The organism is Streptomyces sp. WELS2 (assembly GCF_013870595.1).
Taxonomy (GTDB): Bacteria; Actinomycetota; Actinomycetes; order Streptomycetales; family Streptomycetaceae; genus Streptomyces.
The window spans coordinates 1-10,302 of the sequence record NZ_JACBWZ010000163.1 but is presented as its reverse complement, the minus strand read 5'-3'; the positions used below and the strand labels follow the sequence as shown (position 1 = coordinate 10,302).

11 protein-coding genes and 2 pseudogenes are annotated in these 10,302 nt (G+C 71.5%); 9 read left to right on the top strand and 4 right to left on the bottom strand.

Annotated elements, in window-relative coordinates:
- The 5 genes and pseudogenes from fasR to fabF form a co-directional block, all read left to right on the top strand.
- Positions 1–320: pseudogene (fasR, locus tag H5J33_RS12900) on the top strand (fatty acid biosynthesis transcriptional regulator FasR); the annotation flags it as partial.
- Between the two features lie 89 nt (positions 321–409).
- Positions 410–1,336: an ACP S-malonyltransferase gene (locus tag H5J33_RS12895; protein WP_181795045.1), complete on the top strand. Its 927-nt coding sequence runs from the start codon at positions 410–412 to the stop codon at positions 1,334–1,336.
- A gap of 12 nt (positions 1,337–1,348) precedes the next feature.
- The gene (locus tag H5J33_RS12890; RefSeq protein ID WP_181795044.1) at positions 1,349–2,380 is read left to right on the top strand and encodes a ketoacyl-ACP synthase III; all 1,032 of its coding nucleotides are present in this window, start codon (positions 1,349–1,351) and stop codon (positions 2,378–2,380) included.
- Positions 2,381–2,461: 81 nt separating this feature from the next.
- Entirely contained in the window at positions 2,462–2,710 is a 249-nt protein-coding gene (locus H5J33_RS12885; RefSeq protein WP_030604530.1) for an acyl carrier protein, read from the top strand.
- 119 nt (positions 2,711–2,829) lie between these two features.
- Positions 2,830–4,092: a beta-ketoacyl-ACP synthase II gene (gene fabF / locus H5J33_RS12880; protein WP_181795043.1), complete on the top strand. Its 1,263-nt coding sequence runs from the start codon at positions 2,830–2,832 to the stop codon at positions 4,090–4,092.
- Between the two features lie 75 nt (positions 4,093–4,167).
- On the opposite strand, the gene H5J33_RS12875 is transcribed toward fabF, so the two are convergent.
- The gene (locus H5J33_RS12875) at positions 4,168–4,662 is read right to left on the bottom strand and encodes a DUF3145 domain-containing protein (protein ID WP_181795042.1); all 495 of its coding nucleotides are present in this window, start codon (positions 4,660–4,662) and stop codon (positions 4,168–4,170) included.
- Positions 4,663–4,918: 256 nt separating this feature from the next.
- Between H5J33_RS12875 and H5J33_RS12870 the strand changes: the two genes are divergently transcribed.
- Positions 4,919–5,803, top strand: coding sequence for an SGNH/GDSL hydrolase family protein (locus H5J33_RS12870; protein ID WP_181795041.1), 885 nt, complete (start codon positions 4,919–4,921; stop codon positions 5,801–5,803).
- Positions 5,804–5,818: 15 nt separating this feature from the next.
- Positions 5,819–6,799, top strand: coding sequence for an aldose epimerase family protein (locus H5J33_RS12865; RefSeq protein WP_181795040.1), 981 nt, complete (start codon positions 5,819–5,821; stop codon positions 6,797–6,799).
- A 269-nt stretch (positions 6,800–7,068) separates the two neighbouring features.
- On the opposite strand, the gene H5J33_RS12860 is transcribed toward H5J33_RS12865, so the two are convergent.
- Together H5J33_RS12860 and H5J33_RS12855 are read right to left on the bottom strand one after the other, a co-directional pair.
- Positions 7,069–7,875: an EI24 domain-containing protein gene (locus H5J33_RS12860; RefSeq protein ID WP_181795039.1), complete on the bottom strand. Its 807-nt coding sequence runs from the start codon at positions 7,873–7,875 to the stop codon at positions 7,069–7,071.
- 39 nt (positions 7,876–7,914) lie between these two features.
- Entirely contained in the window at positions 7,915–8,352 is a 438-nt protein-coding gene (locus H5J33_RS12855) for a MarR family winged helix-turn-helix transcriptional regulator (RefSeq protein ID WP_181795038.1), read from the bottom strand.
- 94 nt (positions 8,353–8,446) lie between these two features.
- Between H5J33_RS12855 and H5J33_RS12850 the strand changes: the two genes are divergently transcribed.
- Both H5J33_RS12850 and H5J33_RS12845 read left to right on the top strand, forming a co-directional pair.
- Positions 8,447–9,481 carry an NADP-dependent oxidoreductase gene (locus H5J33_RS12850; protein ID WP_181795037.1) on the top strand — a complete coding sequence of 345 codons (1,035 nt, stop codon included), beginning with the start codon at positions 8,447–8,449 and terminating at the stop codon, positions 9,479–9,481.
- A 95-nt stretch (positions 9,482–9,576) separates the two neighbouring features.
- The gene (locus H5J33_RS12845) at positions 9,577–9,996 is read left to right on the top strand and encodes an organic hydroperoxide resistance protein (RefSeq protein ID WP_030776901.1); all 420 of its coding nucleotides are present in this window, start codon (positions 9,577–9,579) and stop codon (positions 9,994–9,996) included.
- A gap of 102 nt (positions 9,997–10,098) precedes the next feature.
- Here the strand turns inward: H5J33_RS12845 and H5J33_RS36745 are convergent.
- Positions 10,099–10,302: pseudogene (locus H5J33_RS36745) on the bottom strand (hypothetical protein); the annotation flags it as partial.

Here is a 10,302-nt window from a genome sequence, read left to right as displayed (position 1 = left end):
CGGTGCTCGCCGACGATCTGCTCCCGGAGCGCGCCATCGCGGGCGACCCGAGCGCCCGCGAGCAGCTGGTGGAGGAGATCTACAGACCGCTGGAGGAGGCCGGCTCGGCGCTGCTGGAAACGCTGAGTGTCTACCTGGAGCAGGCCAGCAGTCTCGAAGGCGCGGCGAGAATGCTCTTCGTTCACCCGAACACCGTGCGCTACCGGCTCCGACGTGTGACTGACGTCACCGGCTGGTCCCCCTCGGATGTAAGATCCGCGTTCACACTACGGATCGCGCTCATCCTGGGGCGTCTGGCCGATGGTGAACCCCAGACATAAGGTTTTGTCGGGGCTCCACAAAAGCCCTACGTGTTCTTCGTCCCTGTCCCCACGGGCGGCCCCCGCCCACCCCAAGAGAGAGTGTGAGAGTGCTCGTACTCGTCGCTCCCGGCCAGGGCGCCCAGACGCCCGGCTTCCTGACCCCCTGGCTCGACCTGCCCGGTGCCGCGGACCGCGTGGCCGCCTGGTCGGACGCCATCGGACTGGACCTCGTCCACTACGGCACCCAGGCCGACGCCGACGCCATCCGCGACACCGCCGTGGCGCAGCCGCTGCTGGTGGCCGCCGGTCTGCTGTCCGCCGCGGCACTGGGTGACATCTCCGAGATCGCGCCGGGCGCGGTCGCGGGCCACAGCGTGGGCGAGATCACCGCCGCGGCCTTCGCCGGCGTCCTGAACGACACGGACGCCCTCGCCCTGGTCCGCAAGCGCGGCCTGGCCATGGCCGACGCCGCCGCGGTCACCGAGACCGGCATGGCGGCGCTGCTCGGCGGCGACCCCGAGGTGACCCTGCCGCACCTGGAGAGGCTGGGCCTGACCCCGGCGAACATCAACGGCGCGGGCCAGATCGTCGCCGCGGGCACGCTGGAGCAGCTGGCCGCGCTGAACGAGGACAAGCCCGAGGGCGTCCGCAAGGTCGTCGCGCTGAAGGTGGCCGGCGCCTTCCACACCCACCACATGGCCCCGGCCGTGGCCACCCTGGAGGAGGCCGCGGCCAAGCTGTCGCCGGCCGACCCGAAGGTGACCTACGTCTCCAACAAGGACGGCCGGGCCGTCGCCTCCGGCACCGAGGTGCTCGAGCGGCTGGTCGGCCAGGTCGCCAACCCGGTCCGCTGGGACCTGTGCATGGAGACCTTCAAGGAGCTCGGCGTCACCGCGATCCTCGAGGTGTGCCCGGGCGGCACCCTGACCGGCCTGGCCAAGCGGGCCCTGCCCGGTGTGAAGACGCTGGCCCTGAAGACCCCCGACGACCTGGAAGCGGCCCGGACCGTGCTCGCAGAGCACACCGGCGCCTGAGGAGAGCCGTACATGGCGAAGATCAAGCCCAGCAAGGGCGCCCCGTACGCGCGCATCCTCGGCGTCGGCGGCTACCGGCCGACCCGGGTCGTGCCGAACGAGGTGATCCTGGAGAAGATCGACTCGTCCGACGAGTGGATCCGCTCCCGCTCCGGCATCGAGACCCGGCACTGGGCCGGTCCCGAGGAGACCGTGGCCGCGATGGCCATCGAGGCCTCCGGCAAGGCGATCGCGGACGCCGGCATCGACGCCGAGCAGATCGGCGCGGTGGTCGTCTCCACCGTCTCGCACTTCAGCCAGACCCCGGCCATCGCCACCGAGATCGCCGACAAGCTCGGCACCGCCAAGGCCGCCGCCTTCGACATCTCGGCCGGCTGCGCGGGCTTCGGCTACGGCCTCACCCTCGCCAAGGGCATGGTGGTGGAAGGTTCCGCCGAGCATGTGCTGGTGATCGGCGTGGAGCGGCTGAGCGACCTCACCGACCTGGAGGACCGGGCCACCGCCTTCCTGTTCGGTGACGGCGCCGGCGCGGTCGTCGTGGGCCCCTCGCAGGAGCCGGCCATCGGCCCGACCGTGTGGGGCTCCGAGGGCGACAAGGCCGAGACGATCAAGCAGACCGTCTCCTGGGACCGGTTCCGGATCGGCGACCTGTCCCAGCTGCCCGTCGACAGCGAGGGCAACATCAAGTTCCCTGCGATCACGCAGGAGGGCCAGGCGGTGTTCCGCTGGGCCGTGTTCGAGATGGCGAAGGTCGCCCAGCAGGCGCTGGACGCGGCCGGAATCACCGCGGACGACCTGGACGTCTTCATCCCGCACCAGGCCAATGTGCGGATCATCGACTCGATGGTGAAGACGCTGAAGCTGCCGGAGCACGTCACGGTCGCCCGTGACATCCGCACCACCGGCAACACCTCGGCCGCCTCGATCCCGCTCGCGATGGAGCGGCTCCTGGCGACCGGGGAGGCGAAGAGCGGCGACACCGCGCTCGTCATCGGATTCGGGGCGGGTCTCGTCTACGCCGCCACGGTCGTTACCCTCCCCTAGGCACTCCGTGCCGGATCACCCGGTCCGGTTCGGATACAAATGCCATTAACCCGTCTGGAATATCAAGAAGGAGCGCCTGACATGGCCGCCACTCAGGAAGAGATCGTCGCCGGTCTCGCCGAGATCGTGAACGAGATCGCCGGGATCCCGGTCGAGGACGTCAAGCTGGACAAGTCCTTCACCGACGACCTGGACGTCGACTCGCTGTCCATGGTCGAGGTCGTCGTCGCCGCCGAGGAGCGCTTCGACGTGAAGATCCCGGACGAGGACGTCAAGAACCTCAAGACCGTCGGCGACGCGACCGACTACATCCTCAAGCACCAGGCCTGAGGCACCGCGTAGGCCGCGTGTAGGCCGCGCGTAGCAAGGCCCCGCCACCCGGCGGTGGCGCCGTAATCCCCGCACCGGCGGGGGTAGTCCTCCCCCGTATCGTTGGAGAAAGAATTCCCGTGAGCCCGACCAATCGCACCGTGGTCGTCACCGGTATCGGCGCAACCACACCGCTGGGTGGCGACGCAGCCTCGACCTGGGAGGCCCTGGTCGCCGGCACGTCCGGCGTCAGCCTGCTGGAGCAGGACTGGGCGGCGGACCTGCCGGTCCGCATCGCCGCGCAGATCGCCGTGGAGCCGGGCGAGATCATCCCCCGGCCGCAGGCCCGCAAGCTGGACCGGTCCGCGCAGTTCGCGCTGATCGCCGCTCAGGAGGCCTGGAAGGACGCCGGTTTCACCGCCAAGGCCGGGGTGGACTCGTCCGTGAACCCCGACCGTCTCGGTGCGGTCATCGCCTCCGGCATCGGCGGCGTGACGACCCTGCTGGACCAGTACGACGTCCTCAAGGAGAAGGGCGTACGCCGCGTCTCCCCGCACACCGTGCCGATGCTGATGCCCAACTCCCCGGCGGCCAACGTCGGGATCGAGCTGGGTGCCCGCGCCGGCGTGCACACCCCCGTCTCGGCCTGCGCCTCGGGCGCGGAGGCCATCGGGTACGCGATCGAGATGATCCGCACCGGGCGTGCGGACGTGGTCGTGGCCGGTGGTACCGAGGCCGCCATCCACCCGCTGCCCATCGCCGCGTTCGGCAACATGATGGCGATGTCCAAGAACAACGACGACCCGCGGGGCGCCTCGCGTCCCTACGACGCCGGCCGCGACGGCTTCGTGCTCGGCGAGGGCGCCGGTGTGATCGTCCTGGAGTCCGAGGAGCACGCGAAGGCCCGCGGTGCCCGGATCTACGCCGAGGCGGTCGGACAGGGCATCTCCGCCGACGCGCACCACATCACGCAGCCGGAGCCGTCCGGTAACGGGATCGCGCACGCGCTGCAGAACCTGCTGGACAACACCGACCTGAAGCCGGCCGAGATCGTGCACGTCAACGCGCACGCCACGTCCACGCCGCAGGGCGACGTGGCCGAGGTCAAGGCGCTGCGGAAGGTGTTCGGCGACGACGTCGACCACATGGCGATCTCCGCGACCAAGTCGATGACCGGTCATCTGCTCGGCGGTGCCGGCGGTGTGGAGACCGTCGCGTCGATCCTGGCACTGGTGAAGCGCACGGCTCCGCCGACCATCAACCTGGAGAACCCGGACCCCGAGGTCAACGCGGACATCGTGAGCGGTGAGGCGCGGGCGCTGCCGGAGGGCCGGATCGCCGCGCTGAACGACTCGTTCGGGTTCGGCGGGCACAACGTGGTGCTGGCGTTCCGTACGATCTGAGTTCCGTGACGTGTGAATGGCCCGGTCTCCCGCAGTGGAGACCGGGCCATCGTCGTCGGGCCCGCAGGGGCCGCTCTACACCACCTGGTGCAGCCAGCGGACCGGGGCGCCCTCGCCCGCGTACCTGAACGGTTCCAGTTCGTCGTCCCAGGGCTTGCCCAGGAGCCCCGCAATCTCGGCCTCCAGGTCGCTCTCGCCGCGCTGGGAGCGGGTCAGGGCGGCGCGCAGCCGGTCCTCGGGGATCAGGATGTCGCCGTGGAGGCCGGTGACGGCGTGGAAGATGCCGAGGTCGGGGGTGCAGCTGTAGCGCTCGCCCTCGGCGGTCGGGCAGGGCTCTGCGGTGACCTCGAAGCGCAGCAGGTGCCAGCCGCGCAGCGCGGACGCGAGCTTGGAGGCCGTGCCCGCCTCGCCCTGCCAGGAGAACTCCGAGCGCCAGGTGCCGGGGGACGCGGGCTGCCGGATCCAGTCGAGGCTGACGCGCGTGCCGAGCACCCCGGCGACGGCCCACTCGACGTGCGGGCACAGCGCGCGCGGCGCGGAGTGCACGTACAGAACTCCACGTGTCGTCACCGGAACCTCCGGGCAGAGCGGGACATCTTGCGGACTGGCTGGGCGGCAGTGGCACGACGGCCGCGTTGATGGCGAGGCTACCTTGCGACGGGGCGAGGAGTGTGACGTACCGTCGGTCCCGGCGCCGGGAAAACGCCGCCATTCACCCAGGGGGACGCTTGTACGGGGGCCGTCCGTTCCCCGGGTGCCGGGCCGGGAACCCTCAGTCGTTGTCATAGGGGGGGCACCGGACCGTCGAGCGAGGGGAACAGCAGGGATGCGGAAGCGAAGCCACCGTGTGCGAGCCGCCCTCGCCGTCGCGGTGGCCATGGTGCTGGGGGTCGCCGGGTGCCAGGGCGGGGACGGTGGTTCGCCGGCGGCCAAGGCCACGAAGGCGCGCGCGGCCCGGCCCCCGCTGTGGGACACCGGCCCGGACTCGATCGCGGCGGTGGGCGACTCCATCACCCGCGGCTTCGACGCGTGCACGGTGCTGTCGGACTGCCCGGAGGCGTCCTGGGCGACGGGCGGCGACGCGGCGGTGGACAGCCTGGCGGTGCGGCTGCTGGGGCGGACGGGCGCGGCGGAGCGCAGCTGGAACTACGCGGTGACCGGGGCCCGCATGGCCGACCTGCCGGGGCAGATGGCGCAGGCGGTGGCCCGCCGCCCGGAGTTGGTGACGGTGATGGCCGGCGGGAACGACGCCTGCCGGACCACGGCGTCGGCGATGACGCCGGTGGCCGACTTCCGCGCGGACTTCGAGGAGGCGATGCGCACGCTGCGCTCGGCGCTGCCGAAGACACAGGTGTACGTGTCGAGCGTGCCGAACCTGATGCGGCTGTGGTCCGAGGGCCGGTCGAACGTCCTGGGCAAGCAGGTGTGGAAGCTGGGCATCTGCCCGTCGATGCTGGCCGACGCGGACGATCTGACCAGCGCGGCGACGCTGCGACGGGAGACCGTGCAGCGGCGGGTGGTGGAGTACAACAAGGTGCTCGAGGAGGTCTGCGCCAAGGACCGCCGCTGCCGCTTCGACGGGGGCGCGGTGTACGACTTCCGGTTCGGCACGGACCAGCTGAGCCACTGGGACTGGTTCCACCCGAGCAAGGACGGGCAGGCCCGGCTGGCGGAGATCGCGTACCGGAAGGTCACGGCGGGGAACGGGTGACCTAGGGTTTCCCGCATGAGCGAACTTTTCGGCACACTTTCCGACGGCACTCCCGTGCACCGGTGGACGCTGGAGCGCGGCGGGGTGCGGGTGCGGGTGCTGTCGTACGGCGGGATCGTGCAGTCGGTGGAGGTCCCGGACCGGTCGGGGCGGGCGGCGGACGTGGTGCTGGGCTTCGCGGACCTGGACGGCTATCTGCGGCACCCGGAGCCGTTCCTGGGCGCGGTGATCGGCCGGTACGCCAACCGGATCGCGGGCGGCCGCATCCCGCTGGACGGCCGGACGTACGAGGTGGCGCGCAACGAGGGCGCCAACTCGCTGCACGGAGGGGAGCGGGGCTTCGACAAGCGCGTGTGGGAGGTGACGCCGGTGGAGCACGGGCTGCGGCTGAGCCGGGTCAGCCCCGACGGCGAGGAGGGGTTCCCGGGGCGGCTGGCGGTGACGGTGACGTACACGCTGACGGCGTCGGGGGCGCTGCGGATCGGCTACGAGGCGGTCACCGACGCGCCGACCGTGGTGAACCTGACCAACCACACGTACTGGAACCTGGGCGGCGCGGGTTCCGGTGCCACGGGCGGGCACGAGCTGCGGCTGGCCGCGTCCCGGTACACGCCGGTGGACGCGGAGCTGATCCCGGCGGGGGCGCCGGCCGACGTGTCGGGCTCCCGCCTGGACTTCCGGGCGCCCCGGGCGACCGGTACCGGCTACGACCACAACTTCGTGCTGGACAAGGGTGTGACCGGGGCGCCCGAGGAGGTCGCGGAGCTGTACGACCCCGGCTCGGGCCGCCTCCTGACGGTGTCGACGACCGAGCCGGGCCTCCAGCTCTACACCGGCGACCACCTGTCCGGCCCGTTCGCCCCGAACGCCGGCACGGCCCTGGAGACCCAGCACTTCCCCGACTCCCCCAACCGCCCGGACTTTCCCAGCACGGTGCTGCGTCCGGGCGAGGTCTACCGCTCGGAGACGGTGTACGGCTTCGGGGTGCGCGGCTGAGGGCGGTGAGCCCCGGTCCAGGGGTCAGGTCCCGGACCGGGGCTGTTCGCGGGGGCTTCGTCCGCGGTGCGCGGGAAGTGTCCCGGACCAGACGTTAATCGGTGCGGTGGGCCGGCGGCCGGTGATCGAGCGACGGGCGGAGATCTCGTACGAACCCTTCACAAATGCCCGCCTGTTCGTCGTTCCGTTCCCCACCTCGACGGCGCGGCGGGGCAGTTGGACGGTGACCTCGGCGTCGGCGGCCGGGCGTGCGGACGGTCACCGCCGGGTCAGGAGGTGACGTCCTCCGTGTCGGGCCGCGCGCCGGGGGTGGCGTCGGCGGTGTCGGCGGTGTCCTCGCCCAGCAGGTCACGCGCGAGCAGGGTGGCGCCCGCGACCGCGCCGGGCATCAGGAACACCGCGACGAACGGCACCAGGAAGGCCAGGCCGAGGGGCGTGCCGAACCCCCAGACCAGCATCTTGCGGGAGCGCAGCAGCGCGAGCCGGGCGCGCAGGTCGACGTCCCGGCGCTGGAGGGCGACGGCGGTGAGTTCCTCGGTGAGGAAGAAGCCGGTGACGAAGAAGCCGATCACGGGGACGACGGTCTGCCCGACGAACGGCAGGAATCCGAGGGCGAAGAGCAGCACGCCCCACAGCCCGGCCCGGACCAGGACGCGCAGGCTGTCCCGGGCCGAGATCCACAGCTCGCGCCAGAGCGGCAGGCCGGACTCGGGGGCGGTGCCGTCGGGCGAGACGTCGGCGTCGACCCGCTCGGAGAGGGACTCGTAGAAGGGCTGGCCGACCAGCAGGGTGACGGCCGTGAAGGTGAGCACGGCCAGCAGCAGGCCGAGCGCGAACAGGACGGCCGTCAGGAAGCCGCGGAACAGGCCCTGCCAGGGGCCGGCCCAGTCGTCGGCGAAGGGGGTGGCCCAGGCGACGGCGTCCTCGCCCCAGACGGCCAGCGCGACCAGCGCGGCGGCGTACAGCACCAGTGTGATCAGGCCGGGCAGCAGGCCGAAGCCGTACCGGCGCCCGTGCCGGGTCACCCACCGCTGGCCCTTCAGCAGATAACCGAAACCCACCCCGAGATCGCGCATGGCCAGGACTCTACTGGCTCCACGGGACGGGCCGGGGACTCAGGCCCCGAGCATGCGGCGCAGCAGGTCGCGCAGGGAGCGGCGCTCCTCCTCGGACAGGCCGGCGAGGGGTTCGCGGGCGAACCGCAGGCCCTCGCGCAGGTCCCGGGCCACCTCGCGGCCCTGCTCGGTGGCGGCGGCCACCTTCACCCGGCGGTCGGCCGGGTCGGGGCGGCGCTCCACCAGTCCACGGGACTCCAGGCGGTCCACGATCCCGGTGACGTTCGACGGCTCGCACTTCAGCTTCTGGGCCAGCTTGCGCATGGGCAGCGGCTCCAGCGAGAGCAGGCTGAGCAGCCGGGCCTGCGGGCCGGTCAGGGTGTGCTCGCCCGCCGCCTCCTCGTAGTCCGCGTAGAAGCGGGACACGACCTCACCGATCAGCTCGAGGACCTCCATGGTGAGGGGGTCGGGGCGGCGCACGTTCGACGGGGTGGACATGCCCACCAGGATACCCGGTTACTTGACATCCTGAAATATTCAGGAGCATGGTTGTTTCAGGTAGTGAAGTACCAGCACCCTGAAAGGCTCTGTCATGATCAACCGCGAGTGGCACCTCCTCAGCCGTCCCGTCGGCTGGCCGAAGCCCGAGGACTTCGCGCTCGTCGAGTCACCCGTCCCGGCCCCGGGCGAGGGCCAGGTGCTGGTGCGGAACAAGTACCTCTCCGTCGACCCGTACATGCGCGGCCGGATGAGTGCCGCCAAGTCGTACGTCGCCCCCTTCGAGCTGGGCAAGGTCATGCAGGGCGGCGCGGTCGGCGAGGTGGTCGAGTCCAAGGCCGACGGCATCGAGCCCGGCGACCACGTCCTGCACTTCTTCGGCTGGCGCGAGTACGCGGTCGTGGACGCGAAGAACGCCGTCAAGGTGGGGCCGACGGCCGTGCCCGCCGTCAAGGTCGACGCGGACACCGAGGGCGTGCCGCTGTCGGCGTACCTCGGCGTCCTCGGCATGACCGGCCTGACCGCCTACGCCGGCCTGCTGCGCACCGCCTCCTTCAAGGAGGGCGACATCGTGTTCGTGTCCGGCGCGGCCGGCGCCGTGGGCAGCCAGGTGGGCCAGATCGCCAAGCTCAAGGGCGCCTCCCGGGTCATCGGCTCGGCCGGGTCCGACGAGAAGGTCAAGCTGCTGGTGGACGAGTACGGCTTCGACGCCGCGTTCAACTACAAGAAGGGCCCGGTCGCCGAGCAGCTGCGGCAGGCGGCGCCCGACGGCATCGACGTCTACTTCGACAACGTCGGCGGGGATCACCTGGAGGCGGCCATCGGCTCGCTCAACGAGGGCGGCCGGATCGCGATCTGCGGCATGATCTCGGTCTACAACAACACCGAGCCCGCGCCCGGCCCGAAGAACCTGGCCCGGCTGATCCAGACCCGCGGCCGGATCGAGGGCTTCCTGGTCGGCGACCACTACGACCTCCAGCCGCAGTTCGTCCAGGAGGTCGCCCCGTGGGTCGCCTCGGGCGCGCTGAAGTACCGCGAGACCGTGGTCGAGGGCATCGAGAACACCCTGGAGGCGTTCCTCGGGGTCCTGCGCGGCGACAACATCGGCAAGATGGTCGTCAAGCTCTGACCTTCCCGGTTTTTTCGCGATGCGGTAACTTCTTTCCGAAATCCTGTGGCGATCGTGGGCGCGAGTCGCCGTGGACCGAGGAGGAAGACAACCGCATGCCCATCACGCAGTCCGACGTCCTGTACACCGCCGTCGCCACCGCCGAGAACGGCCGCGACGGCCGGGTCGCCACCGACGACGGCAAGCTCGACGTGGTCGTCAACCCGCCCAAGGAGATGGGCGGCAGCGGCGCCGGCACCAACCCCGAGCAGCTGTTCGCCGCGGGGTACAGCGCCTGCTTCCAGGGGGCGCTGGGGGTCGTCGCCCGGGAGGAGGGCGCCGACATCTCCGGGTCGACGGTCACCGCCAAGGTCGGCATCGGCAAGAACGACGACGGGTTCGGGATCATCGTGGAGATCTCCGCGAACATCCCGAACGTCGACGCCGCGACCGCCAAGAGCCTGGTGGAGAAGGCGCACCAGGTGTGCCCGTACTCGAAGGCGACCCGGGGCAACATCACCGTGACGCTGGCCTGACCTTCGTCGTTGGCCACGACGGCAGCCGCATCCTTGGACGTGGGATGCGGCTGCCGTCGTGTCCGGGCCGCCCCGGCGCCCCCGTCCACGCCGCCCGGCCGCTCAGGTGCACCACCACAGGAAGCGGTCGCAGGCCTTCTCGGGCGAGGGCGTGGGGGTGGGGGCGGAGGTCGTCGGGGGCGGCGTGGGGGCGGTGGTGGCGGGCCCTGTGGGAGCCGGGGCGGCGGACGTCGTCGCCGGTGTACCGGAACCCGTGGCACCGGTGGTGGCCGACTGTTCCGCCTGCCCCGACTCCCCCGGCGAGGC